The organism is Bradyrhizobium sp. Ec3.3 (assembly GCF_000472925.1).
In the GTDB taxonomy this organism is placed as follows: Bacteria; Pseudomonadota; Alphaproteobacteria; order Rhizobiales; family Xanthobacteraceae; genus Bradyrhizobium.
The window spans coordinates 102,501-126,357 of the sequence record NZ_AXAS01000008.1; the positions used below are offsets into that span (position 1 = coordinate 102,501).

23 protein-coding genes and 1 tRNA gene (1 of these 24 running past the window's edge) are annotated in these 23,857 nt (G+C 64.3%); 6 read left to right on the forward strand and 18 right to left on the reverse strand.

All coding sequences use genetic code 11. The annotated features are described in order from the left end of the window. The 6 genes from YUU_RS0109675 to YUU_RS0109700 all read right to left on the reverse strand — a co-directional run. Positions 1-768: the 5' portion of a TRAP transporter substrate-binding protein gene (locus YUU_RS0109675; protein WP_027522176.1), read on the reverse strand. The gene continues 321 nt to the left of window position 1, outside the view; the window shows 768 of its 1,089 coding nt (coding positions 1-768); its start codon is at positions 766-768; the stop codon falls past the left edge of the window. 183 nt (positions 769-951) lie between these two features. After that, the gene (locus YUU_RS0109680; protein ID WP_027522177.1) at positions 952-2,262 is read right to left on the reverse strand and encodes an NAD(P)H-dependent oxidoreductase; all 1,311 of its coding nucleotides are present in this window, start codon (positions 2,260-2,262) and stop codon (positions 952-954) included. A gap of 157 nt (positions 2,263-2,419) precedes the next feature. After that, positions 2,420-3,220 carry a phytanoyl-CoA dioxygenase family protein gene (locus YUU_RS0109685; RefSeq protein WP_027522178.1) on the reverse strand — a complete coding sequence of 267 codons (801 nt, stop codon included), beginning with the start codon at positions 3,218-3,220 and terminating at the stop codon, positions 2,420-2,422. 140 nt (positions 3,221-3,360) lie between these two features. Beyond that, positions 3,361-4,035, reverse strand: coding sequence for a GntR family transcriptional regulator (locus YUU_RS0109690; protein ID WP_027522179.1), 675 nt, complete (start codon positions 4,033-4,035; stop codon positions 3,361-3,363). Positions 4,036-4,192: 157 nt separating this feature from the next. Next, positions 4,193-5,446, reverse strand: a complete 1,254-nt coding sequence (locus YUU_RS0109695) for a M20/M25/M40 family metallo-hydrolase (protein ID WP_027522180.1) — start codon at positions 5,444-5,446, stop codon at positions 4,193-4,195. A gap of 94 nt (positions 5,447-5,540) precedes the next feature. Next, the gene (locus YUU_RS0109700) at positions 5,541-6,398 is read right to left on the reverse strand and encodes a sigma-70 family RNA polymerase sigma factor (protein WP_027522181.1); all 858 of its coding nucleotides are present in this window, start codon (positions 6,396-6,398) and stop codon (positions 5,541-5,543) included. Between the two features lie 121 nt (positions 6,399-6,519). Here YUU_RS0109700 and YUU_RS0109705 point away from each other — a divergent pair, with 121 nt between their 5' ends. Next, entirely contained in the window at positions 6,520-6,975 is a 456-nt protein-coding gene (locus YUU_RS0109705) for a carboxymuconolactone decarboxylase family protein (RefSeq protein ID WP_035661913.1), read from the forward strand. 184 nt (positions 6,976-7,159) lie between these two features. Here the strand turns inward: YUU_RS0109705 and YUU_RS0109710 are convergent, their stop codons facing one another. Further along, complete coding sequence (locus YUU_RS0109710; RefSeq protein ID WP_027522183.1) at positions 7,160-7,972, reverse strand: alpha/beta fold hydrolase; 813 nt, start codon at positions 7,970-7,972, stop codon at positions 7,160-7,162. A gap of 2 nt (positions 7,973-7,974) precedes the next feature. Then, positions 7,975-8,793 (reverse strand): alpha/beta fold hydrolase, encoded by an 819-nt coding sequence (locus tag YUU_RS0109715; protein ID WP_027522184.1) that lies wholly within the window; start codon positions 8,791-8,793, stop codon positions 7,975-7,977. Between the two features lie 138 nt (positions 8,794-8,931). Between YUU_RS0109715 and YUU_RS0109720 the strand changes: the two genes are divergently transcribed. Further along, positions 8,932-9,474: a methylated-DNA--[protein]-cysteine S-methyltransferase gene (locus YUU_RS0109720; RefSeq protein WP_027522185.1), complete on the forward strand. Its 543-nt coding sequence runs from the start codon at positions 8,932-8,934 to the stop codon at positions 9,472-9,474. A 163-nt stretch (positions 9,475-9,637) separates the two neighbouring features. Here the strand turns inward: YUU_RS0109720 and YUU_RS0109725 are convergent, their stop codons facing one another. From YUU_RS0109725 to YUU_RS0109750, 5 genes are all read right to left on the reverse strand, one after another. Then, the gene (locus tag YUU_RS0109725; RefSeq protein ID WP_027522186.1) at positions 9,638-10,507 is read right to left on the reverse strand and encodes an MBL fold metallo-hydrolase; all 870 of its coding nucleotides are present in this window, start codon (positions 10,505-10,507) and stop codon (positions 9,638-9,640) included. Positions 10,508-10,524: 17 nt separating this feature from the next. Further along, positions 10,525-11,628 carry a serine hydrolase gene (locus YUU_RS0109730; protein ID WP_245287984.1) on the reverse strand — a complete coding sequence of 368 codons (1,104 nt, stop codon included), beginning with the start codon at positions 11,626-11,628 and terminating at the stop codon, positions 10,525-10,527. A 113-nt stretch (positions 11,629-11,741) separates the two neighbouring features. Next, on the reverse strand, positions 11,742-12,353 hold the full coding sequence (locus tag YUU_RS0109735; RefSeq protein ID WP_027522188.1) for a glutathione S-transferase family protein: 612 nt from the start codon (positions 12,351-12,353) through the stop codon (positions 11,742-11,744). 141 nt (positions 12,354-12,494) lie between these two features. Then, on the reverse strand, positions 12,495-13,337 hold the full coding sequence (locus tag YUU_RS0109745) for a fumarylacetoacetate hydrolase family protein (RefSeq protein WP_027522189.1): 843 nt from the start codon (positions 13,335-13,337) through the stop codon (positions 12,495-12,497). 224 nt (positions 13,338-13,561) lie between these two features. Further along, entirely contained in the window at positions 13,562-14,413 is an 852-nt protein-coding gene (locus tag YUU_RS0109750) for an MBL fold metallo-hydrolase (RefSeq protein ID WP_027522190.1), read from the reverse strand. 110 nt (positions 14,414-14,523) lie between these two features. Between YUU_RS0109750 and YUU_RS0109755 the strand changes: the two genes are divergently transcribed. Then, positions 14,524-15,000: a DUF3775 domain-containing protein gene (locus YUU_RS0109755; RefSeq protein ID WP_027522191.1), complete on the forward strand. Its 477-nt coding sequence runs from the start codon at positions 14,524-14,526 to the stop codon at positions 14,998-15,000. Positions 15,001-15,161: 161 nt separating this feature from the next. Here the strand turns inward: YUU_RS0109755 and YUU_RS0109760 are convergent, their stop codons facing one another. Beyond that, on the reverse strand, positions 15,162-15,944 hold the full coding sequence (locus YUU_RS0109760; protein ID WP_027522192.1) for an SDR family oxidoreductase: 783 nt from the start codon (positions 15,942-15,944) through the stop codon (positions 15,162-15,164). Positions 15,945-16,067: 123 nt separating this feature from the next. Then, entirely contained in the window at positions 16,068-16,580 is a 513-nt protein-coding gene (locus YUU_RS0109765) for a CvpA family protein (protein ID WP_027522193.1), read from the reverse strand. A gap of 109 nt (positions 16,581-16,689) precedes the next feature. Between YUU_RS0109765 and YUU_RS0109770 the strand changes: the two genes are divergently transcribed. Next, positions 16,690-17,451, forward strand: a complete 762-nt coding sequence (locus YUU_RS0109770) for an SDR family oxidoreductase (protein ID WP_027522194.1) — start codon at positions 16,690-16,692, stop codon at positions 17,449-17,451. Between the two features lie 185 nt (positions 17,452-17,636). Here YUU_RS0109770 and YUU_RS0109775 read toward each other — a convergent pair whose 3' ends face one another. Further along, positions 17,637-19,235: a GMC family oxidoreductase gene (locus YUU_RS0109775; RefSeq protein ID WP_027522195.1), complete on the reverse strand. Its 1,599-nt coding sequence runs from the start codon at positions 19,233-19,235 to the stop codon at positions 17,637-17,639. Positions 19,236-19,778: 543 nt separating this feature from the next. Between YUU_RS0109775 and YUU_RS0109780 the strand changes: the two genes are divergently transcribed. Then, positions 19,779-19,855 (forward strand) — tRNA-Met (locus YUU_RS0109780). A gap of 95 nt (positions 19,856-19,950) precedes the next feature. Here YUU_RS0109780 and YUU_RS0109785 read toward each other — a convergent pair. Both YUU_RS0109785 and goxA read right to left on the reverse strand, forming a co-directional pair. Further along, positions 19,951-21,057, reverse strand: coding sequence for an NAD(P)/FAD-dependent oxidoreductase (locus tag YUU_RS0109785; protein ID WP_027522196.1), 1,107 nt, complete (start codon positions 21,055-21,057; stop codon positions 19,951-19,953). A gap of 6 nt (positions 21,058-21,063) precedes the next feature. Further along, positions 21,064-23,028 (reverse strand): CTQ-dependent glycine oxidase GoxA, encoded by a 1,965-nt coding sequence (goxA, locus tag YUU_RS0109790; RefSeq protein WP_027522197.1) that lies wholly within the window; start codon positions 23,026-23,028, stop codon positions 21,064-21,066. Between the two features lie 390 nt (positions 23,029-23,418). Between goxA and YUU_RS0109795 the strand changes: the two genes are divergently transcribed. Continuing rightward, a complete protein-coding gene (locus tag YUU_RS0109795; protein WP_245287986.1) occupies positions 23,419-23,784 on the forward strand; it encodes a hypothetical protein in 366 nt (121 codons plus the stop codon). The last annotated feature ends 73 nt before the right edge of the window (positions 23,785-23,857 follow it).

The window sequence follows — 23,857 nt, forward strand, 5'->3', positions numbered from 1 at the left end:
CAGCGCGTTCCACTTGTCGAGGTTCATGACGTTGTGGCCCTGGCCGGTGCCTTCCCACCAGCCGGGATAGTAGTAGAATTTCGCGACCTTGACGAAGCCGAGCTTCTCGTCGTCATAGGGGCCGACCCATTCCGCAGCATCGATGGTGCCCTTCTCGAGCGCCGGATAGATGTCGCCGCCCGCGATCTGCTGCGGCACGCCGCCGACCTTGGCGATGATCGTGCCCGCGAAACCGCCGACGCGGAATTTCAACCCTTGCAGATCGGCCATCGACTTGATCTCCTTCCGGAACCAGCCGCCCATCTGGGCGCCGGTCGAGCCGGTCGGGATGCCGATCGCATTGTGCTCCTTCAGCAGATTGTTGAGCAGGTCCTGGCCGCCGCCCCACAACAGCCAGGAGATGTGCTGGCGCGTGTTGAGCCCGAACGGCAGCGAGGTGCCGAACGTGAACGCAGGGTTCTTGCCCCAGTAGTAGTAGAGCGCCGTGTTGCCGATCTCGACTGTGCCGTTCGACACGGCGTCGAGCACCTGGAGGCCCGGGACGATTTCGCCGGCGGCGAAGGGTTGGATCTGGAAGTGATTGTCGGTGATCTCGGCGACGCGCTTGCAGAAATATTCGCAGCCGCCATAGAGCGTATCGAGCGCCTTCGGCCAGCTTGCCGCCAGCCGCCACCTCACGTCCGGCATCGACTGTGCGATGGCCGGCGCAGCAATCGTGCTCGCGGCAAGGCCAAGACCGCCCGCCGTCAGAAACTTACGACGTTCCATGCGTTTCCCCTCTGTTGTAGTCGAATGCTCGACGAGGGATCGCGACCTTGTTGTCGCTTGTTGTTCGCCGGCAGCCGACGCTTCTTTTTGTCCGAACTCTGTCAGGCCCGGATCGCAGTCAGGATGACGAAAGGGAAACCGCAAATCAAGGCCGCCGCCCTCAGCCGTTCGACGTGTGGTTGATCAATGCTGCGCTGCGAACGCAGCCTCCATGGCCTTGCGGATCCTGACCGTCTCGTTATTGGCGTCGAATTCGACGTCGCTCCAGCGCACCACCTGGCCATGCGCGACGTCTTGTCTCAGCTTGACCCTGTGGGCAAGGCCGATCGGCAGCGCGCCGATCTTCAGGCTGCTTGCTGCCGGCATCAGCTTGCCCCACACGGTATAGCCGCCTTCCCCGTCAAGCATCTCGCCCCCGCGAAGATTGCGCTTGGCGACCGCCGCGACGTCGCCGCGGAAGCCTGTCGCTTGACCAGTGGGCTCGCCGCGCAGCGCCGCCGACAGGATCGAGATGTTCAGTTCCAGTCCGATCAGATGATAGGGCTTGTACATTGCGGCATAACGGCCGCTCGCGTCGGTCTTCAGGCCGTACTGCCTGAAGCAATCCGCGGCGTAATCGTTCGGCGCCTCCAGCACGACATAGACGCCCCAGCGCAAATCGCGAAACACCGGCCGGCCGTCACGCTCGAGCGATGACACAACTTCGACCACGCCTGATCGCTCCAATGCACCACCCTTGTCGCGCGGTCGCATGATGTGCGGGAGGTCGTCGACGCCGCATGGGGGAAACAGCAGCCCATCCGTCGGTACATCGAGCGTGCAGGCATTGGCGATCGCCGCCATCTCGATCGCCGACTTGGTGCCGTCGAGAAAGGAATTGAACATCTGCGGATTCATCCCGGCCGACTGCGCGTCGCCCGCAGTGAGGCCGTAATGCTGCCAGACGCCATCGGGCGTTACGTCGTGATAGGACGGCAGGTATTTGGTGCCCTTGCCGGCCGCGACCACACGAAAGCCGGTAGCGCGCGCCCAGTCGACCATCTCGGCCGTCAGCGCCGGCTGATCGCCATAGGCGAGCGAGTAGACGACACCCGCTTTTCGCGCTTCCTGTGCCAGCAGTGGGCCCGCCAGCACGTCGGCTTCGACATTGACCATCACGATGTGCTTGCCGGCCGCGATCGCCGCACGCGCGTGGCGGATGCCGACGGCGGGATTGCCGGTCGCCTCGACCACGACGTCGATCGGGCCATTCATCGCGCGCACGCCGTCATCGGTGAAGCTGGTCGCCGCGATGCGTTCGGCGTCCCAACCCACCGTCCGGCACGCCTCGCGCGCACGGTCGCGGTCGAGATCGACGATGACGGGCACCTCCAGCCCCGGCACATGCGGCACCTGCGACAGGAACATCGAGCCGAACTTGCCGGCGCCGATCAGCGCCACGCGCACCGGCTTGCCGGCGGCAGCGCGGGCCTGGAGGAGGGAGAAGAGGTTCATGGGGAATATCCGATCAAGTATCGTGTCCAGGACGCGGTGCAGCGTGAAACGCTGCTCCGCAGAGCCGGGACCCAGAAAGAGAAGTGCGAGTGGCATGGGCCCCGGCTCAGCAGCGCACCGCTTGCGCGCTGCGCTGCGTCCGGGGCTCGAGACCTATCTATTCCGCCGCCTGCCGCGGCGCACGTGCGAGCCGCAGCAGCGCGTCGTCGTCGACCGTCCTGATCGGCGCAAAATCGCGGTGCGCGATGTACTCCGGCCGCGTCGGCTTGCGGATGTAGTTCGAGACCGCGTTCAGCGTCAGGTACACGATCTTGCGCGGGTAGGGCGTGATGTTGCCGCTCGAGCCGTGCACGAGATTGCCGTGGAACATCAGCATGCCTCCTGGCTTGCCGGTCGGCGCGACGATGCCGCCCTGCTTGACGAGGCGCGTCACGGTTTCCTCGTCCAGCGTCCACAGCGGATAGGAGGTGGTTGCAAGATCGTGCGAGGCCTCCAAGTCGCCGGCATTCTGGCTGCGCGGCACCAGCATCAGGGGACCGTTGATCGGCATCACCTCGTCGAGGAAGATCGCGATGTTCATCGCGCGCGGCTCGGGCATGCCGTCGTCGCGCTTCCAGGTGCCGTAGTCCTGGTGCCACTGCCAGACGTCGCCGGTGAAAGCCGACTTCGCGTTGATCTTGAACTGGTGCATGTAGACCGGCTCGCCGAACACCTGCTCGACCGGCTCGATCATGCGCGGATGCCTGCCAAGCACGCCGAAAGCCTGGTTGTAGAGATGCGCGGCGAAGGCCGTGCGCGGCGCGCCACTCTTCTCGCGCCAGACCTCGGGCCGGTCAGTGTCGTAGATGCCGACCGCCTCGCGCGCGAGGAAATCGACCTCCTCTTGGGCAAACAGCTCGGGGAGGAACAGCCAGCCCTCGCGATGGAAGAACTCCGATTGCTCCTGGCTCAGTTTCATGGGTGCATCCTTCGTTGATTATTATAGTTGTCATTCCGGGGCACGCGAAGCGTGAACCCGGAATCTCGAGATTCCCCGTTGCGCAATTGCGCATCTGAGGTCTGGTCCTTCGGACCATCCCGGAATGACGGCGCGAATTGCTACGCGGCTTCCTCCGTCGCTCTCAATCTCTCCTCGGTCATTCGTCCGGCCGTCTGCGCATGCGCAAGCGCGGCGCGCTCCGCCGCTTTGGCTTCACCGGCCAGAATGTGTCCGGCAATCGTCGCGTGCTCGGCCCAGGCGCTCTCGCGATAGTCGAGCTCGGACAGCACGGTCGCCATCGAGCGGCGCATATGCGGCCATTGCGGCGCGATCGTCTCCTCGATCACGGGATTGCCGGCGAGGTGATAGATCGCGCGGTGAAACTCGACGTCGAGCGCGATCAGTTCGTTCAATGACGTCTTGCGGTTGATGGCGCGTCCGGCGCGCAACGCGGCCGCAAGCCGCTCGCGTCCCGCGGCATCGCGCGCGATGCGTTCGGCGGCGAGCCGCGCTGCCAGCGCATCAATGGCGCTGCGCACCTCGTAGAGCTGGCGAATGCGCGTGGGATCGAGTTGAGTGACTTCGAACCCGCGCCGGCCGCTATCCGCGACGAGACCTTGCCGATGCAACAGATGCAGCGCATGCGACACCGGCTGGCGCGACACGCCGAGCTTGTCAGCCAGTTCGTTCTGTCGGATGCGTTGACCGGGCTGCAAGGTGCGATCCGTGATCGCCTCCAGGATGCGCGCATAGACCTGGTCGATCAGATTGGGCAGCGGGTCGAGCGGGATCACGCCGGCGGCTCCTTTCGGAATACGGAATTCCGTATGCGAAACTATCGCGGGAGGAGCGGGGGCGTCAAGCGGGCCGTAGATCATCATTTCTGGCGGACTAATCTATTGAAGATGCTTGACTTTTTATCCCTCCCACAGGCGGGGTGGGGTGAAGCCGCTACTTCTTCCCCTGCTCGATCAGCATGCGCGTCATCAGATAGAGCCGCGGCACGATCGAATTGGTGTCGATGTACTCGTCGCGGGCGTGATAGCCGAAGCCGGCAAGGCCAAAGCTTTCGACCACGACCGCCTTGCCACTGCGATTGGCATAGCCGGCGTCGGTCCCCCCACCCGTCATCTCGGCGATGTCGAGCTTGCGACCGAGCTCCGCGTAGATCGCCTGTCCCTCCTGTGCGAGCGCGCGGCCGCGCTCGCCGGCAACGAAGGGCGGACGTCCCGGCACGATCGACACCGTCGTCTCGGTGTCGGGCACAAGCTTGTTCTTGATCTTCTCGTCGAGCGCGGCCTGGAGCTTGGCAATGCCGTCGGAAACGGTGAGGCGGATGTCGGCGCCGGCCTCGGCATCTTCCGGAATCTGGTTGCGCACGGTGCCGGCCTTCGACGTCGTCCAGTTGAGCTGCGTGCCGGGGATGGATTTCGCGACATCCTGGGTTTGCAGCAGCTGGTGCGAAAGCTCGATCAGCGCGTTACGGCCGCGGTCCGGCGCCGCGCCGGCATGCGAGGCGCGTCCCTTCACCTTGATCGTTCCAGTCGCGGTGCCGCTGGCACCCAGCAGCAGTGAATCGTTCTGCGCCGGCGGCGAGGCGGCCGTCGGCTCGCACGACAGCACCACGTCATGCTGATCGGCGAGCTCTGAGATGAATTCGCCCGAGCCGATCGAGCCGACCTCCTCGTCCGGATTGAGGGAGACCGTGAGCGTGGCGTAGTCGCGCCAGCCTGTGTCTTTCAGGATCTTGAGCGTGTGCAGGATCACGGCGATGCCGCCCTTGTCATCGGCAATGCCGGGTCCGAAGATCTTGGTGCCATCGGCATGGTACGGCTCAGTCGCGAGAATGCCGCGCTGATACACCGTATCCATATGCCCGATCAGCATCAGCTTGCGCTTGCCGGTGCCCTCGAAGGTGCCGACGACGATATCGGCGCCGGCGCCTGCCGTGGTCTTCTGCCGCCGCGTCGTCGCGCCCAGCGCTTTCAACCGCGCTTCGGTGAAGTCCGCCATCTTCGCGAGCCCCTCGACATCGCTGCTGCCGCTCTCGATCATCACCATATCGTGCAGCGTCTCGATCAGCGGCGCCTTTTCCTGCTCGGCGGCGGCCTTCAGCTTCTCGTCGGCGGCCGTGAGCGCCGTGGCGTTGGCGCTCACAAGGACGAGCAGGGATACGGCGAGGAGGGGAACGAGGCGGAGTGTCATCGAGCTGTCCTTCTGCGTCTCGCGCGCCGGCACCGCGCGCGATTGCCAGTCAGCTTAGCATCGCCGCCGCATCGACTCCAAGACGCGTTGCGCCCTACTTCTCCAGCACCTCCACGTCCAATGCGCCGATCGCTTCTGGATTGGCGATCGCCTCGATCCCGGCGATCCTGTCGCCTTTGAAAGTGACGCGCAGCGCGATCCGCAAATGCCCACCGAGGATGACAGCAACACCCATTTTGCCATCGACGAGTGCGGGCCGTGCAGCCTGGGCGCGTCCCCTAAACGTCTCGGCGACAGCCGTGGCGCCGCGGATCTCCGGCAGCGAGCCGAGTCGCACCGCGGCCTCATCGGCGCGCACGACGACGTCGGGATCGAGCACGGCGAGCAGTCCCTCGAAATTACCCTCGCGCGAGGCGGCCAGAAACGCATCGACGATCGTCCGCTGCCGGGAAAAATCCGCATCCGGCACCGGCGCGCCCTGCACACGGCGCCTGGCGCGGCTCGCGAGCTGGCGCGATGCATCCACCGAGCGACCGACGATCGGCGCGATCTCTTCGAAGGGAACGGCGAACATGTCATGCAGCACGAAGGCGAGCCGCTCTGCCGGTTGCAGCGTCTCCAGCACCACGAGGAGCGCGGCGCCGACGGAATCGGCCATCTCGGCCTCGCGCTCACGCGCATCGTCGACCGGCTCCGGCACGTCCGGGCCGATCGGATCCTCGCGGCGCGATTTGCGTGCGCGGAGCATGTCGAGGCAGATGCGCGCAACAACGGTGGTCAGCCAGCCCCGCAAATTCGCGACATCCGAGGTGTCGCTGCGGCTGAGCCGCAGCCATGTCTCCTGCACGGCGTCGTCGACCTCGCCGCGCGTGCCCAGCATCCGGTAAGCGACGCTGCGCAAATGGTCCCGATTGGCCTCGAATTGCCGGGCTAGAAAATTTTCTTCAGTCATCGGTCACATCCCCTGGTCGTGGTCCGTCATGCCCATGACGAGACAAATTCGGCCGATGTGACCGGATCCGTCGAAATTCCTCTCACCGGAACTTCCGGCTTCGAAATGGAGACACGACATGATGCACGCACGTATGAATCATCCGGTCATGGTCCTGCCTGAGGCCATGAAGGCGATGCAGGCGCTGAACGAGGTGAACAAGCAGGGACTGCCGGAAAAACTCCTGGAACTCGTGCACCTGCGCGCCAGCCAGATCAATGGCTGCAGCGTCTGTGTCGATATGCATCCCAAGCTCGCCCGCAAGGCTGGCGAGACCGATGAGCGGCTGTTCGCGGTCTCGGCCTGGCGCGATACGCCCTATTTCACCGAAGCAGAGCGCGCCGCGCTGGCACTCACTGAGGCGGTCACGCGTCTTGCGGATCGGGCAGACCCCGTTCCGGATGCGATCTGGAACGAGGCTGCCAAGCATTTCGACGAGCGCGAGCTTGCGACCCTGATCCTCTCGATCGCCACGATCAATGTCTGGAACCGCCTGAACGCGACAATCAAGATGCCGGTCGGCGTGTGGAAGGTGTAGCGAGGCGAGCACCGGTCTTCCTTCTCCCCTTGCGGGAGAAGGTGGCGCGAAGCGCCGGATGAGGGGTTACATCCGCGAATTCACTTTAAGAGATGTATGCGCGGAGCGAGACCCCTCACCCGTCTCGCCGCCGCGTTCCGCGCCGTCGATCCACCCTCTCCCGCAAGGGGAGAGGGGAAGAGAACTACCCCTCCAAGAACTCGCTCACCACCTTGCCATACTCGTGCGGCGCCTGTTCGAACATCCAGTGGCCGGCATTCGCGATCACCGCCGTCTTCGCGCCGGCGATGTGCTCGGCCAGCACGCGCCAGATCACCGACAGGCTGCCGGTCGTCGCGCCGCCGCCGATCAGTAGCGTCGGCGTCGTGATCGCCTGCGCGTCGGCCAGCATGTAGGGCTTGCGCTGCTCGTTGAGCTGGCCGAGGAAGGTGACGACGTTGTCGCGCAGTTGCTGTTTCGCGGCCGCCGGCACGCGCCGCCAGGTGCCGTCGCCCTCGATGCCCTCATAGAAATTCCGGAGCGCGCCTTCGACGTCGCCGGCATGGATCATCTCGACCGAGAGCGCCGTGCGCGCGGCGAGCGGTGGATGGGCGGGCATGTCTGCCGGGACTGGCAGGCTTGCATCGAGATCGCCGCCGGGCTCGGCGAGCACCAGCTTGCGCAACAGGTCAGGCCGCGCCTGCGCCACGCGAAACGCGATGTGCCCGCCGCGCGAATGCCCCATCAGATCGACCGACGCGTGCCCGATTCTTTCGATGAAGCCGATGACGTCGGCGACATGCTGGGCCATCTTGTAGTCCTCGCCGGCGCCGTTCCAGTGCTCGGGAAAGAAATGCCGCAGGCTGACCGCGATCACGCGATGCCTTTTCGAGAGCGGGCCGAGCACCGAATACCAGGTGCGGAAATCGCCGAGCGTGCCGTGCACGCAGACCAGCGGCAAGCCTTCTCCGACCTCGAGATAGGCCATGTCGTATCCGTTGACGTGAACAGTCTGCATGATCAGCCCGCCAGAAAATCCAGCACCACGTCCGAATATTTTTGTGGCGCCTGCTCGAACATCGGATGCGTCGTGTTCGCGATGATCGCCGTCCTGGAGTAGGGCACATGCGCTGCGAGCGCGTGCAGCACTTTCGGCAGCAGGCCTTTGGTCCGGGCACCGAGGATGAACAGCGTCGGCATCAGAATCGACTCCGCATCGGCCTTTGAAAATGGCGGGCGGTTATCCCTGACCTGGCCGATCAGAGTATACGCGTTGTCGCGCAGATTCTGCTTCACCATCGCCGGCAGCCGCGGCCAGGTGCCGGGTCCCTCCAGCGTATCCACGAACACGGCGAGGCCGCCATCGACGTCGCCGGCCGCGATCTTCTCCGCGGAGGCCGTGAAACGCGCCAGCAGCGGCGAGGGACCGCCGGTGTAATCCGGATCAAGGCTCGCATCGAGTTCGCCGCCGGGCTCGGCGAGAATCAGCCGGCGCAGCAGATCCGGCCGCGCCTGCGCGACACGAAAGCAGATGTGCCCACCGCGGGAATGGCCCATCAGGTCGACGGGACCGGTATCGAGCTTCTCGATGAAGGCGATGACGTCGTCGACATGCTGCGCAATGGAATAGGTGTCGCCGACACCGTCCCATTGCGCCGGGAAGAAGTGCCGCAGGCTGACGCAGATCAGCCGGTGCCGCTGCGACAGCGGTCCGAGCACGCTGCCCCAGACCCGGAAATCGTTGAGCGAACCGTGCACGCAGACTAGCGGCGGTCCCGCCCTGGCTTCGCCCACGTCGAGATAGGGCATATCATATCCGTTGACGTGAAGGCTCTGCATGAAGGCTCTCGAAAGGCGCGGGGAACTCCTGTGCAAGATTCCCGGAAACCGGGTGGATCGCAACTATTTCCAAGCCTACATTTCGCGGGAAGATCACAAGCGGGGGCCTGCGACGAGGAAGAGCCCAGGAACCTAGTCATGACTGACCAGCATTTCGTCCTGTTCGAGACCAAAATCGGCCTGTGTGCCATCGCCTGGGGCCCGCGCGGCATCAACGGCGTGCAACTGCCGATGGGCGGCGAGGACAAGATCCGCACCCGCATCCACCAGCGTCACGCTGATGCCAGCGAGGCCCAGCCGACGGCCGAGGTGAAGCAGGCGATCGACCGCATCGTCAAGCTGCTCGATGGCGAGCCGGATGATCTCACCGACATTCCGCTCGATCTCGATGGTGTTCCCGACTTCAACCGCGGCGTCTACGAGATCGCCCGCACCATCCCGCCCGGCAAGACCATGACCTATGGTGATATCGCCAAGCGACTCGGCGGTGTCGAATTGTCGCGCGAGGTCGGCCAGGCGCTCGGCCGCAACCCGTGCCCGATCGTCGTCCCCTGCCACCGCGTGCTCGCCGCCGGCAACAAGCCCGGCGGCTTCTCCGCCAATGGCGGCGTGGTGACGAAGCTGAAAATGCTCGAGATCGAAGGCGCGCTGGTCAACCACACGCCGAGCTTGTTTGATTGAGCTCTGGCCTTTTCCCTCTCCCCGTTCTTACGGGGAGAGGGTTGGGGTGAGGGGCTGTCTCCGCAAATTCGACGACCGTTGGACTCGCGGAGAGTCCCCCTCACCCGCCGCGCGTTCCGCGCGTCGGCCTCTCCCCGCAGGCGGGGAGAGGCGAAGCAAGCGCTCACACCGCCGCGCAGACGAACGCGTTGCCCTTGCGGCGGATCTTGCCGCTCGACGGCGAGGGGAAATGCGCGGTGCAGCACAGCGTATCGGTGTCGCAATAGCGCTCCAGGAAACTGCGCCGGGTTTTCGCCGCCTGCGCCTGGTCGACGTCGAACTTGATCGACAGCTCCGGATAGAGCGTCTGGAGCGGCGAGTGCATGAGATCGCCGGAGAACACGGCGTCGTCCTTGCCGCGGCCGAAGGTGAAGGCGACGTGGCCGGGCGTGTGACCCGGCGTCGGCAGGATGCGAACATGATCGCCGATCTGATGGTCGTTGCTGACCAGCTCATGGCGTTTGGCTTCGACCACCGGCAGCACGCTGTCGACGAAAGGCGGCACGGGCGCCTTCGCGTTCTGCTCGGACCAGTAGTCGAACTCCTGCCTGGCGAACAGATAGCGCGCCTTGGGGAAGGTCGGCACCCAGCGGCCGTTCTCCAACCACGTATTCCAGCCGACGTGATCGACATGCAGATGCGTGCACATCACAAAGTCGATGTCATCGACCGAGACACCGGCGTCGCCCAGCGCACGCAAATACGTATCGTCGGTCTTCATGTGCCAGGCCGGCCGCTGCGGGCGTGGCTTGTCGTTGCCGACGCAGCTATCGATCAGGATGGTGTGATGCGGTGTCTTCACCACATAGGACTGGAAGCAGAGCATCAGCACATCGTTGTCGTCGAGCGCTTTCGCCTGCTTCATCCACGCCCGGTTCTCGGCCAGCACCTCCGGTGTCAGCCCGGGCAAGAACTCCAGCGCTGCGAAGAAGGGGGCTTCCTGCTCGATGACGCGATGGATGGTGAGATCGCCGACCGAGAATGTGAGGCTCATGCTAGCTTCTCCTGGTATCAATGCGCGTCGCGCACGGATGGAATGACGATATTGGAAAGGATGTCGATCGCCGCCAGGCCTTCCTTCGGCTGACCGTACTGCGCAGCAGTGGTCATCATGACGAGATCAAGCTCGGGCACGATGAAAATGCGTTGCCCGCCCCAGCCAAACGCGCCGACCCACTTGATTTCCTTGTAGCCGGCGAGCGAGCGACCCATCCACCATTGATAGCCGTAGAACAGCGTACTGCCAAAATAGCCGATCGCCTGGAAGCGCGGCGCGATCGATTGCGCGATCCACTCTGCCGAGACGATCTGCTGGCCGTTCCACTGCCCGCGATTGAGCACGAGCTGGCCGACCTTCGCCGCATCGCGCGGCCGTAGGCGGAGGCCGGCGGCAGCTGCGACCTTGCCGTTCTTCGGATAGGCCTTCCACTCGAGGTCGGTGACGCCGAGCGGCTGAAACAGCGCCTCGCGCGCGAAAGCTTCCAGCGGCTTTCCCGAGACGCGCTCGATGATGTTGCCGAGTAGATCGGTCCCGCCACCATTGTAGGTCCACAGCGTATCCGGTGGCGCGGCGACAGGTCGTGACAGCACATAGCCGATCGGATCCGGCTCGAAGCCGAGATGCGGCTCGTCGTTCTTGGGATCGGTCCAGGCCCGCGCCTCGTCCCATTTGATGCCGGAGGACATCGTGAGCAGATGGCGTAGCGTGATGGTTTCCCACCCGGCCTGCTTCTCGGCCTGGTAGTCGGGGAAAAATTTCAGCACGGGCTCATCGGCGCTGGCGATCAGCTTGCGGTCGATAGCGATGCCAACCAGTAGCGACGTCACGCTCTTTGATGCTGAGCGCATGTCGTGCTTGGTGGTGGCCGTGAACTCGTGTTGGCCTTCCGGCTGTCCCCAGGGTTGGTCGTAGCCTGGAAAATATTGCTCGAAGACGAGCTTGCCGTGACGCGCGACGACGACCGAATGGACTGCGGTAGCCCGTTGCTCGAGCCGCGCGGCGATGCCGCAGAGCAGCGTGCCATCCATGCCGACGCTATCGGGCGACGCGGTCACCCAGCCATCGTCGATCGACGATGGCGAACCGCAGGCAAGGTTTCTTTGTTCAGGCGCCATGCCGTCAGCTCGCACATGACTCGCTGAGACGATCAACGCGAGCGCGAGGCTCGCGCCGAGAATTGTGAGGCGGGGAGAACGGTCGCGCATCGTCATTCGCCCCGCATGTCTTGTTACGCCGGCGGCGGCACCGAGATCTTCACGGAGGGCCGCTCCAGCATCTTCTGATGGAAAGCGTCGAGCTTCGGATAGGCCTTGCGCCAGCCGCAGTCGGCGAAACGGAAGTCGGCATAGCCGAGCACGCAGACGAGGCCGATCTGCGAGATGTCGAACGAACCGTTCAGGACTTCGGGGCGGTTCTCGAACCGCGCCATGCCGGTCCAGGCCCGGTTCCAGTGGTCGTCCGACCATGCCTGCCATTGCAGGCCCTGCGGCCGCACCATCCTCTCGTAGCGGCACAGCAGCATGGAATCGAGCATGCCGTTGATCAGCGAATGATCGGTCTTGGCCGACCAGCGGCGCGGGCCGTAATCCGGGATCAGATTGCCGCCGGCGAGCTCGTTGAGATATTCGACGATGACGTAGGAATCGAGGATCACCTCGCCATTGTCGGTGATCAGCACTGGCAGCTTCTTCAGCGGCGTGATGCGCGAATAGTCCTCATTCGCCTGCCCCGGCGCGACGGTTGCGGGGACGAACTCGATCTTGTCGACGAGCCCAAGCTCGATCGCGGCGATGCGCACCTTGCGCGCGAAGGGCGAGGCCTCGGAGAAGGTGAGTTTCATTTCAATGTCCTAGGGCGGATGCGGCAGTTCAAGTTCGTCATTACGAGCGAAGCAATCCAGATTGTCTCCGCGGAAATAGTCTGGATTGCTTCGTCGCTTTGCTCCTCGCAATGACGGTGTGGCAGCGGTCGAGACCGTTGCCTACGCCGCGACGATCTCCTGGCGCTGCTCGCCGAGGCCTTCGATGCCGAGCGCGACGACGTCGCCGACATTGAGGTAGGTCGGCGGCTTCATGCCCATGCCGACGCCGGGCGGCGTGCCGGTCGTGATGATGTCGCCGGGCAGCAGCGTCATGAACTGCGAGACATAGGAGACGCACTTGGCCATGGTGAAGATCATGGTCGCGGTCGAGCCGGTCTGGCGGCGCTGGCCGTTGACGTCGAGCCACATCGACAGGTTCTGCACGTCCTTGATCTCGTCCTTGGTGGCGAGCCACGGTCCGAGCGGACCGAACGTGTCATGCGACTTGCCCTTGGTCCACTGACCCAGGCGCTCGGTCTGGAAGTGGCGCTCGGAGACGTCGTTGCAGACGCAATAGCCGGCGACGTAATTGAGCGCGTCGGCTTCAGAGACGTATTTGGCGCGGGTACCGATGATCGCGGCAATCTCGACCTCCCAGTCGAGCTTGGTCGAGCCGCGCGGCTTCTCGACCGGATCGTTCGGGCCGGAAAGCGCGGTGTTGGCCTTCATGAAGATGATCGGCTCAGTCGGGATCGCGGCGCCGGTCTCCTTGGCGTGGTCGCTGTAGTTGAGGCCGATCGCGACGAATTTCGAGATCCCGGTGACGGGGGCGCCGAACCGCGACTTGCCCGCGACGGCCGGCAGCGAGGCCGGATCGAGCGCTGCGAGCTTCTTCAGGGACTCCGGCGAATAGGCCTCGCCGGTCAGGTCCTTCACATGGGCCGAGAGGTCGCGCAGCTGGCCGGATTTGTCGATCAGCCCGGGCTTTTCTGCACCTTTTTCACCATAACGAACAAGCTTCATTCTCGTCTCTCCCTAGGATGGACTGGTCGGTTAAATAGCTTCATGGAACAGGGCGGCGGGAATTTCAACCGCCTATGGGCCCGTGCATTGCAGCCCTCTCAATTCGGATGATCGCAGGGTGGGTTAGCGAAGCGTGACCCACCTCTTTCGCTTTGCGCTGAGGCAGACAATGGTGGGTTACGGCTAGCGGACTGCGCTTCGCGCAGCCGCGGGGCTAACCCACCCTACGATTGTAACGCCACGAACTTGAACGCGTCTCCGTCGCGCTTGATGTGTCCGCCGGAGAAATGCCCGCCGATCACCAGCGTCGCGGTATCGGCGAAACGCGAGAACAAATCGCGCCGCGTCCTGGCTGATTGTTGCGGGTCGGAATCCACCGTCGAACACCAGTCGAGATGCGCCATCTGGCAGGGGTGGTGGGCGGCATCGCCGGCGAGCAACGCCTGCTCGCCGCCGGAGCGGATCAGGACGCTCATGTGGCCCGGGCTGTGGCCGGGAGTCGGGATCATGCTGATCTCCTCGCACAGCTGGTGGTCGCTCGGGATCAGCTCAGCAAGGCCGGCGTCCACGATGGGTTTCACGGAATCGGTGAACACGGCCGCCTTGTCCGGTTCGGTCGAGTGGTCGCGCCAATACTCGTATTCCGTTCTGCCGAAAACGTAGCGGGCGTTCGGGAAACTCGGCACCCATTGGCCGCCATCGAGCCTCGTGTTCCAGCCGACATGATCGACATGGAGATGCGTGCACAGCACCGTATCGATGCTATCTGGCGCAAAGCCCGCCGTCGTCATCATCTCCAGAAACGGCGTGTTGCGGTTGTTCCAGGTCGGGACGTTGCGGCCCTGCTTGTCGTTGCCGAGGCCGGTGTCGACGACGATGCGGCGCGACGGCGTCTCTACCACCAGCGAATGGATCGACATCTTCAGCCGGCCCTGCTCGGTGGCGAAATGCGGGATCAGCCAGGGCAGTTTTCGGATTTCCTCATTGCTTGCCAGCGGCAGGATGAAGCGCGTCGAGCCGACCGTCTCCATTTCCACGAATTTGGTGATCCTGACCTGGCCTACCGTCCACCGCATCCGGCGCGTCCTCTTGTTCTGGTTGGAGCGGACATTGCGGGTTTCCGCCAGCCGCCGCAATGGATCATCCGCTGTGATGCGGCGTTATCGGGGGAACCCAGGAGGGAGCCATGCCGGAGCTAGCGATTTCCGCCGAGAAAGTCGCCTTCTTGATCGAGAAGGCGCGCGAGTACGACGTCAAGGAGACCGACTCCGATCCGGACTCGGGGTCAAATCCAACGGATGACGATGCGATCGACGTGCTGCAGGACAACGGCTCCGATCCGGTCGGCCGCGAGATTACAAGCTTCATTGCCGCCCTGAACGAGGACGAGCAGATCGATCTCGTCGCGTTGATGTGGCTCGGGCGTGGCGATGGTGGACCGGACGATTGGGAGGATCTACGTGCCCGTGCCGTCGAGGCGCGCACCGAGTATCAAAATCCCCGGCGAGAAACCGCACACTATCTCTTGGGTGAGCCGATGCTGGGCGATCTGCTCGCCGATGGCCTCGACGCGTTCGGCGTCGACTGGACCGACGAGCGCTCGAGCGCGGATTCGTCAGGCTTCAGCGAGCGCGACGAGGACGAGCCGACGAAGCGGCGGTGATCGAAGTCCCTTCTCCCCTTGTGGGAGAAGGTGGCGCGAAGCGCCGGATGAGGGGTTGTCTCCGCGAACTCACATGATGCAGTCTGACTCGTGGAGAGAGACCCCTCACCCGCCTCGCTTCGCGAGGCACCCTCTCCCACAAGGGGAGAGGGCAAGAGAGCCTACATCGTCCCGGGGAACGCACCGCCGTCGAGCAAGATGTTCTGCCCGGTGATGAAGCCGGCCTTGGCGCCGCATAGGAAGGCGCAGGCGTAGCCGAACTCGCCGGGATCGCCGAAGCGGCCGGCGGGATTGAGCTTTGCGCGCTCGGCCAGAAGCTGCTCCGGCGTGATGCCGCGCTTGTCGGCTTCGGCCTTCGCCGTGCCGCGCAGGCGATCGGTCTCGAAGGGGCCCGGCAGCAGGGCATTGATGGTGACGTTGTTGATCACCGTCTTGCGCGACAGGCCGGCGACGAAGCCGGTAAGGCCGGCGCGTGCGCCGTTGGAGAGGCCCAGGATCTCGATCGGCGCCTTCACGGCGGCCGAGGTGATGTTGACGATGCGGCCGAACTTGCGCGCCATCATGCCGTCGACCGTCGCCTTGATCAGCTCGATCGGGGTCAGCATGTTGGCATCGATCGCCTTGATCCAGTCGTCGCGGGTCCAGTTGCGGAAATCGCCGGGCGGCGGGCCGCCGGCATTGTTGATCAGGATGTCCGGATCGGGGCAGGCCTTCAGCACGGCCTCGCGCCCGGCCGGCGTCGTGATGTCGCCGACGATCTCGGTGACCGTCACGCCCGGGTTGGCCTTCCGGATCTCCTCGGCCGTTGCCTTCAGCGCGTCCGCGCCGCGCGCGGTCAGCGTGACATGCACGCCCTCGTTGGCGAGCGCCATGGCGCAGGCGCGCCCGAGGCCCTTGCTGGATGCGCAGACGATGGCGCGGCGACCTTTGATCCCAAGATCCACTGTTTCACTCCGTAATGTCAGGCAGGTTTTGTTGGCACCACTGTAGCCAACCTCAGTCCCGTTGATAAGAGACGGGCTGTAGCCAAAATGCATGGCGCGCCCGCGGAAGAAGGTCACGCCGCGTCAGATGGGCCGCTCCCTCTTGATGCGATCGATGGCGGCCGCGGCTTCAGGCGGCAGGGACTTGAATCCCATCTGTCCGGCAGCGGAGAACAGCGGGCGCAATTGCGAGCCGACGAGGAACGGCGGCTGCCGGTTGGCAGGCACTAATTGATCGAAGACCAGGACCAGCGTTGTCGCGACGAGGCCGACCCGCACGGCTCCGAGCGCTGCGCCGCCTATGCGGTCTCCGCGCCCGGCTTCGCCGACTGCATCGTCCAGCGCGGCGCGGCCGAGATGTCCAAGCGCCATGCCGGTTGCGACGAAAACGCCGAAGAACAACACCCAGCCCTGAAGCAGAGGCGAAGCGCTCTCACCGACCACGTGGGGTGCGATGAGCGACACCATCCAGATGGAGATCGGTGCAGCCAGGAGATAGGCCAGGATGGTCATCGCACTGCGCAGCAGACCGGTCCTGAAGCCGAATCCTATCGCCACAGCCAGCGCTGCATAGACTGCGAGATCGAAACTGTTCATGAGCTGCGCCCTGCCTGCATGGAACGAGTGAACGGCAAACCCATCATTCCGGTTTCAGATCACTAAAATCGTCTGTATCTGTGCGGGGGGGACACCCTGGAACCTTGCCATGTCAGACGTATTCGACGTCAGTAAAGAAACCATCCTCATTACCGGCGCGAGCCAGGGCCTGGGGCGCCAGTTTGCGCGCGTGCTCGCCGCGCACGGCGCCGCCGTCGTGCTCGCCGCGCGCCAGACGAACAAGCTCAAGGCGCTCGAAGCGGAGATTCGCGGCAAGGGCGGCCGCGCTGCGGCGATCGCGCTCGATGTCACCGATACGGGGTCGATCGCCAAATCGGTCGATGCCGCGGAGGCGGCGCTCGGTCCCATCACCGTGCTGATCAACAATGCGGGGATCGCGATCGAGAAGCTCGCGACCGAGCAGACGGAAGCGGACTGGGATGCCGTGGTCGGCGCCAATCTCAAGGGCGCCTATTTCCTTAGCATCGAGCTGGCGCGACGAATGATCGCACGCAAGCAGTCAGGCAATATCGTCAACATCGCCTCCGTGCTCGGCACCGGCGTGTTGAAAGCGGTCTCGCCTTACGCCATCTCCAAGGCCGGCATGATCCAGGCGACGAGAGCGATGGCGCTGGAGCTTGCGGGGCAAAACATCCGCGTCAACGCGCTGGCGCCGGGCTATATCGACACCGAGATGAACCACGATTTCTGGTCGACGCCGGCAGGCGAGCGCCTGGCCAAGCGCATCCCCCAGCGCCGCGTCGGCGCCGAGTCCGATCTCGACGGAGCGGTCCTGCTGCTGGCCTCAAAGGCCTCGCGCTACATGACGGGCAGCGTGGTGACGGTGGACGGCGGGTTTCTGCTGAGTTGATTCTTCTTCGCCTCTCTCCGCCCGCGGGGAGAGGCGAATTGCATCGAAGATGCAATCCGGGTGAAGGGGAACCTCCGCGAGCCGTCTGTTGTTGTGATCGCGGAAGCAGCCCCTCACCCCAACTCTCCCAGCGCGAGCGAAGCTCGTCGCGCCCCCGTAAGAACGGGGAGAGGGAGAGCAGTTCGTCACCGCATCTCCGCCCTGATCATATCCGCGGCCTTCTCGCCGATCATGATGGTCGGTGCGTTGGTGTTGCCGCCGATCAGCGTCGGCATGATCGAGGCATCGACGACGCGCAGGGCCTCGAGGCCATGCAGCCTGAGCTTCGGATCGACCACGGCGAGCGGATCGGTGCCCATCTTGCAGGTGCCGACGGGGTGATAGACCGTGTCCACGCGGGCGCGCAGAATGTTGCGGATGTCGTCGTCGGTGCGCACGTTGGCGGTGAAGACGTCCTTCTGCTGGAGCGCGCGCAGCGCCGGCGCCTCCATCAGGCGGCGCGTGGTCTTGAAGCCGGCGACCATGCTCTCGAGATCTTCTTCCTCGCCGAGAAAATTCGGATCGATCAGCGGGGCCTGCATAGCATCACTGCTTGCAAGCGACACGCTGCCGCGGCTCTTCGGCCTGAGCAGGCAGACATGGCAGGAGAAGCCGGTGCCGCCGTGGCGCTTGCGGCCGTGGTCGTCGACCATGGCCATGCCGAAATGCAGCTGGATGTCGGGAATGTCGAGATCGGGCCGCGTCTTCAGGAAGCCGCCGCATTCGGCGAAGTTGGAGGTGAGGGGGCCTCGCCGCTCCTTGCGATATTGCAGGATGGCGCGGATCAGGCGCGGCATGCCCTTCAGCGAGATGCCGGCAAAATTCGGGTTGTCGGACATGTAGCCGAAAATGAAGTCAGGATGGTCCTGAAGGTTCTGGCCGACGCCCGGTAAATGATGCACGTTCGCGATGCCGTGCTCACGAAGCGCGGCTGTATCGCCGACGCCTGACAGCATGAGCAGGTGAGGCGACTGGAACGCTCCGGCGGCCAAGATCACCTCGCGTCGCGCGCGCAGCTGCTTCAACTCCTTGCCCTGCCGGTATTCGACGCCGACAGCACGCTTGCCCTCGAACAGGATCCGCATCGCATGCGCCCCTGTCTCGACGCGCAAATTCGCGCGCCTGTTCATGTGGGGATGAACATAGGCACGCGCCGCGCTCCAGCGCTCGCCGTTCTTCTGCGTCACCTGGTAGATGCCGAGGCCTTCATGATCGTCGGCGTTGAAATCCTCGCGGATGCGGAATTGCGCTTCCTGCGCGGCCTGCAAGAAGGTCTGCTGGACCGGATTGCCGGAGCGCAAGCGATTGACCGCGAGCGGGCCGCCCTTGCCGTGATATTCGCCGCCGAAATCGGCGTTGTCTTCCGAGCGTTTGAAATAGGGCAGCACGTCGGCATACGCCCAGCCGGTGTTGCCGAGCGAGGCCCAGTGGTTGTAGTCCCAGCGGTGGCCGCGGATATAGACCATGGCGTTGATCGCGGAGGAGCCGCCGAGCCCCTTGCCGCGCGGCTGATAGCCGATGCGGCCGTTCAGCCCCTTCTGCGGCACGGTGTCGAAGGCCCAGTTGTTGACGGTGCCTGCCACCATCAGCACCAGCGCGCCGGGCGTGGTGACGACCCAGTTGTCGCAACGGCCGCCGGCATCGAGCAGCGCGACCGAGGTCTGCCCGTCCTCTGAGAGCCGTCCCGCCACCGCGCAGCCGCCTGAGCCCGCGCCCACGACGACGAAATCGAATGTGTCAGTCATTGTTGTTCCCCCTGCAGTTTTCTTTTCCTTGTCATTCCCGGGCGATGCGAAGCATCGAGCTATGATGCGAAATTGCGCATCTGAGAATCCATTCATCCGCGTCACGTGTTGCGAAATGGATTCCGGGCGCGCGCTACGCGTGCCCCGGAATGACGATGCGGGCCTCAGCTTGCTGAAGGCCCTAAAGCCCGATTCGCCCGACTGGCGCCGCTGCCGGAGGCGCCGACGACGCCCATCGGCTGGTTGACATGGCGTTTCCCCGTTATCTTGTTGCCACAGGCTGGCCCTTTGCGGAACTTATGGCAAGTGCTGGCTTTTTCGGCCCGTTACGGGTGCATTTGGCCTGTCATAAAGTCGAAAAAAACGTCCCGCCGGGCCTTTCCAAAGCGGACGGCGGTTGATACATAGCCCTCGCACCCGACGGGCTTTGCCTCGGGGTTGCCTTCCAAGGAAGCCTTTGGGACGCGAAAGCAAGCCACGCCACGCGCGCTGGTCCGCATTCACCGTCTCAGGTCGTCTTCGGGGGGCGTTGCAAAAGTTTAACGCGGGGTGGAGCAGCCCGGTAGCTCGTCAGGCTCATAACCTGAAGGTCATAGGTTCAAATCCTATCCCCGCAACCAAGTTCGGACTTTGCCGGTTCCGATGTGAAAATGGCCCGCTTTCCAAGCGGGCCATTTTTGTTTTGACCGACAGGCGGCTTGGAGCGTGCCGTTAGTTACGCCTCGAGGTCAGACGAGATGGTCTCAAGCGAAATGTCGTTGCGTCGCTGCCAGAAGGGCGCGTCGGGAAAGCGACGTTCGGATGCATACATTGCGCGCTGCGTGGCCAGGTAGGATGCGATCCCCTCCAGAAACTGTCGCTCGTAGCGCCGGGATGCCGTTGTGTCCCCCGCCAGCGCACCGGCTACACTCTCGGCAGCCTGAATGCCGCTCCACAGCGCGATAGCAAGGCCATTCGCTCCCAGCGGATCGAGCGCAGTCGCGGCATCGCCCGCCCGGACAATGCGATGGTCGATCATCCCTGACATGGTGGTGGTGCTCGCCGGCGCGAACTTGAGCTGCGCGCACGCAGCCACGTCGATCCCCAGGCTCGTCACGCGTGCCGAGATCGCATGAGTGTGCGAAACCATGTCGGCCCACAAGGTCATGTCCTTGCGCAGGCCCGCCGGGAGCAAGTCCGAATCCGTAAAGAAGCAGAGCAGGATGCGGCCACCTGGCAGCATGGACATGTACCACCATCCCGCCGCCACAGCCTCGACAAGCGTCGCCGGCACGGCTTCGACATCTTGCTCGAGCTCGAAAATGCCATAGCAGGCCACGAGCTTGTCCAGACGGCGAAGCGGCGCTTCGCCCCCGGATGTGACCGAGGCGCGGCCGGAGCAATCGATCACGAACTCGGCTTCGATCGAGGAGCCATCGGCAAGATCGACAACGACGTGGTCCGGTGCCCGCGAGAGCCGTCGGGCCTCGGCGCATTGCCGCGCGAGGCCGTCGGCGTCGAGCGTCCGGGCCATGCGGGTCTCTAACCGCTGCCGGTCGATATGCCAGCCCGACGCTCCCTCCTGGTGAAACGCATTCCGCCGCAATATGGCGCTGCCCCACACCGAATAGCGCCCCTGACAGGCGATCGCAGTCTCCGCGTCGAGCAAGCCAAGCCAGCCGAGACTCTCGAGATGGGGAGAGGCGCGAAATGAAAGCGTTTCGCCGCGATTGGCGACGTCATGACCGGGCGCAATGAGAAGCGGACGGCATCCCCGCCTGAGCAGGGTGCGGGCACAGGCCATCCCTGCCATTCCCGCGCCCAGGATCGCGACCTGGTGCATGCGCGCCTAGGTGCGGTCTTTGATCGCGGAAAGATCCAGTGTGCCGCGCTGCACTTCGACGAAGACGTCCTTGGGAATGCCCGGGACGTCCTTCGGTCCGACGCGGCGCACGACGACGCCCATTTGCGTCCATAGCGCGATCATTCGCCGCAATCCGTCGGTGTAGCTGGCCTCGACATGCAGGCCGATGCCGGCCGCACCGCGCGACCAGGCAACCCGCGCGTGATAGAAGCGCAGCCGCTCTTCCGCCGAGAGGTCCGCGCGCATCATCTGCTTGTAGAAACCTTCCGGCAGGACGTCGACGGGAAGCAGCGCAGGCCACCACACCGGTGTCGGGAAACCGTCGGCCGTCAGCACGGACTGGCAGCTGAATGCATCGCCCTGCCAGGGAACGCCCATCCATCGCGTGAGATCGCCCGGCGCCTGCGGCCCCACCGGTGCGCCATCGTTCTTCCGATCGGGATGACCGGCGAAGACATTCTGCGGGTTGAGCTGCAATCCGACATCCTGCACGAGGCTCTTCCGCGTCGAGATCGCGATGCGGAAGGGGAGCGGAGTTTCCGTCGTGGACCGATACAGCGCGGCATGGCGGATCGGCCATGTGATCTCGACGCCCGGATGGAATGCACCACCCGAGCAGGCATCCAATGCCGCACGCGTGAGCGCCTCCGGCCGGAGCGACAATGGCATGTCGTCGAGCTTCTCGACCGCGTTGGCGGCCGCGTCGTTGAGGTCGTCGGTGAATTCGCCTTTGGCCCAGCGGATCAGGATCTGGTACTGGGTCGGCGTCAGCGTGAGCCAGCCGGTCGGGCTTCCCGGGAAGTTGACGCCATCCCCGAGCATCGGAGGCAGCGCGTCGGAGCGCCGGTCTTCGCCGCCGGGCTTGCGGAATGCGGCCAGAACCTTTTCGCGCGCGGGACGCGCTTTCTCCGCGGGGTCCGCAAGCGACTGGACGACGGCGGGATCGGACAGGTCGTCGAGATCGGTCCAGGCCTTGCTGAGATAGGATGCCTGTACGATCCATTGCATCATGCCGGCGCGCCGCAGGATCGGAAGCACGTCCCGGCGGAACGACACCGCAGCGGACAGTGGCTTCAGGTGTCCGGACGCGATCATCGCTTCCCGTGCCGCGTCGTAGAGGCTGACGATCGGCTCGATCTGCGGCGCGAATTTCGGACCGCAGCAGACCACCCAGGCCGGCTCGCAGGCCATGTCCGCGCCGCCGAGGCGGACGCTGGCCTTCACCCAGCCGTCACACCAGTCGTCATGCCACCCGTCATTGTTGGTGAAGTCGCGCACCGGATTCTGCGGCAGGGCAGAATTGGAGATGCCGTCGGCAGGAAAAACCAAGAGCCGCCCGGCCTCGTCGGTGCGCAGATGACCGAGCGTCACCGGCATCGTCTTCCAGAACTTACCCGCCATGCGATAGGCCGCGTCACGGCCGTCGGCGTTCTTCGAAGCACCGTCGATCCGGACGGGACCGGCGTCGATCACCAGCATTTCTTCGCGGTGGGCCGGCTCGATGGCGGCATTGCGCAACGCGCCGGGAATGCCCGGCGCATTGTCGCCGCCGTCCATTGCGTTCGAATAGCCGTACCAGGCCGCCTTGCTGTTCGCCACATAAACGGTCCATCGCAGGCCGTCAGCCTCGCCGAGCTCGCGCACGACGCGTCCCTGATCGTCATAGCCGTACACGCGAAAGCGCTGGACCTGCTTCTTGATGCGGCTCGGTCCCTGCTTGAATCCGCCCGCAGGCTCGTTCATCAGGCCCGGCACTTCAGGCGCGAGGAACCATTCATCGCCATTGCCGACGCGCGAAAAGCCGATCGCCGGGAAAATCGCCGCGCGCACGATGGCTGTTCCGGCAGGCGCCTGCGCCTGCGCCAGCGCCGGCAACACGGCCGCCCTGAAAAGCGCAGGCGCTGCAAAACCGACGGCGGATGCGCTGATCAGGAAGTCACGGCGTTTCATGAGCGAATGTCTCCGGTTGATGACCCACGAAGATTCATGGAGCGATCACTAGGTAGAAATCTTTAACGCGTGGTTGTCTCGCGTTGCAGCTCTCCAAAGAAGCAACCTTGGGTGCCTTCCGTCGCGCACCAGAGCTTTCTTGTTGCCGAATGTTGCTGGCGGCCCCGCCCGCCAAGAGCAGTCACCTATCGGACATCTTTAGGACACTCATTTTTTGGAGTACCCAGCCGTATCGAAAACCAATGGCGCAGGGAGTACGGAGCGTTGGTACGAATTGGCTGTTACAGGCGGCAGATAGGAGCGGCGGTCCTTGGCTGTCTGCTGCTGGCATCGTCGCATGCGAGCGCAACAATCGATGGTCTTGCCGGGACCTGGTCCGGGAACGGTTCCATGAAGCTCTCGGAAGGGGGCCGCGAACGAATTCGCTGCAAGGCAAGCTACGTGGTCAAGAAGCCCGAAAAATCCATGAACTTCGAGCTGAAATGCGCGAGCGATGCCTACAAGATGCTGCTGTCCGCCCAGATCGAGCAGGACGGCTCCACGATTTCGGGCAACTGGTTTGAAAGCGAGTATCGCCAGGGCGGCAAGATCACCGGGAAGAGCTCGGATGGACTTGTCGAAGCAAGGATCGAAGGCAACACCGTCGCCGCTTTCGTGACCATTCGAACCAAGGCCAACCATCAGTCCTTCGCGCTGGAATCGCCGGGCGCCTGGGCCTCCGAAGTTTCCGTCGAGCTGGACCGGGTCAGCAACTGAACTGGGAGCCGTCGCGCGCCCGCTGCTCCCGGTGTTGATCGCGGGATGCCTTACCCCACCACCTGCGCCCTCG

Excerpts from the sequence above, each read along its gene's own strand:
- YUU_RS0109680 (WP_027522177.1), bottom strand. The coding sequence starts at position 2,262 with ATGAACCTCTTCTCCCTCCTCCAGGCCCGCGCTGCCGCCGGCAAGCCG.
- YUU_RS0109685 (WP_027522178.1), bottom strand. The coding sequence starts at position 3,220 with ATGAAACTGAGCCAGGAGCAATCGGAGTTCTTCCATCGCGAGGGCTGG.
- YUU_RS0109695 (WP_027522180.1), bottom strand. The coding sequence starts at position 5,446 with ATGACACTCCGCCTCGTTCCCCTCCTCGCCGTATCCCTGCTCGTCCTT.
- YUU_RS0109700 (WP_027522181.1), bottom strand. The coding sequence starts at position 6,398 with ATGACTGAAGAAAATTTTCTAGCCCGGCAATTCGAGGCCAATCGGGAC.
- YUU_RS0109705 (WP_035661913.1), top strand. The coding sequence starts at position 6,520 with ATGCACGCACGTATGAATCATCCGGTCATGGTCCTGCCTGAGGCCATG.
- YUU_RS0109710 (WP_027522183.1), bottom strand. The coding sequence starts at position 7,972 with ATGCAGACTGTTCACGTCAACGGATACGACATGGCCTATCTCGAGGTC.
- YUU_RS0109715 (WP_027522184.1), bottom strand. The coding sequence starts at position 8,793 with ATGCAGAGCCTTCACGTCAACGGATATGATATGCCCTATCTCGACGTG.
- YUU_RS0109720 (WP_027522185.1), top strand. The coding sequence starts at position 8,932 with ATGACTGACCAGCATTTCGTCCTGTTCGAGACCAAAATCGGCCTGTGT.
- YUU_RS0109725 (WP_027522186.1), bottom strand. The coding sequence starts at position 10,507 with ATGAGCCTCACATTCTCGGTCGGCGATCTCACCATCCATCGCGTCATC.
- YUU_RS0109730 (WP_245287984.1), bottom strand. The coding sequence starts at position 11,628 with ATGGCGCCTGAACAAAGAAACCTTGCCTGCGGTTCGCCATCGTCGATC.
- YUU_RS0109735 (WP_027522188.1), bottom strand. The coding sequence starts at position 12,353 with ATGAAACTCACCTTCTCCGAGGCCTCGCCCTTCGCGCGCAAGGTGCGC.
- YUU_RS0109745 (WP_027522189.1), bottom strand. The coding sequence starts at position 13,337 with ATGAAGCTTGTTCGTTATGGTGAAAAAGGTGCAGAAAAGCCCGGGCTG.
- YUU_RS0109750 (WP_027522190.1), bottom strand. The coding sequence starts at position 14,413 with ATGCGGTGGACGGTAGGCCAGGTCAGGATCACCAAATTCGTGGAAATG.
- YUU_RS0109755 (WP_027522191.1), top strand. The coding sequence starts at position 14,524 with ATGCCGGAGCTAGCGATTTCCGCCGAGAAAGTCGCCTTCTTGATCGAG.
- YUU_RS0109765 (WP_027522193.1), bottom strand. The coding sequence starts at position 16,580 with ATGAACAGTTTCGATCTCGCAGTCTATGCAGCGCTGGCTGTGGCGATA.
- YUU_RS0109770 (WP_027522194.1), top strand. The coding sequence starts at position 16,690 with ATGTCAGACGTATTCGACGTCAGTAAAGAAACCATCCTCATTACCGGC.
- YUU_RS0109775 (WP_027522195.1), bottom strand. The coding sequence starts at position 19,235 with ATGACTGACACATTCGATTTCGTCGTCGTGGGCGCGGGCTCAGGCGGC.
- YUU_RS0109785 (WP_027522196.1), bottom strand. The coding sequence starts at position 21,057 with ATGCACCAGGTCGCGATCCTGGGCGCGGGAATGGCAGGGATGGCCTGT.
- goxA (WP_027522197.1), bottom strand. The coding sequence starts at position 23,028 with ATGAAACGCCGTGACTTCCTGATCAGCGCATCCGCCGTCGGTTTTGCA.
- YUU_RS0109795 (WP_245287986.1), top strand. The coding sequence starts at position 23,419 with ATGAAGCTCTCGGAAGGGGGCCGCGAACGAATTCGCTGCAAGGCAAGC.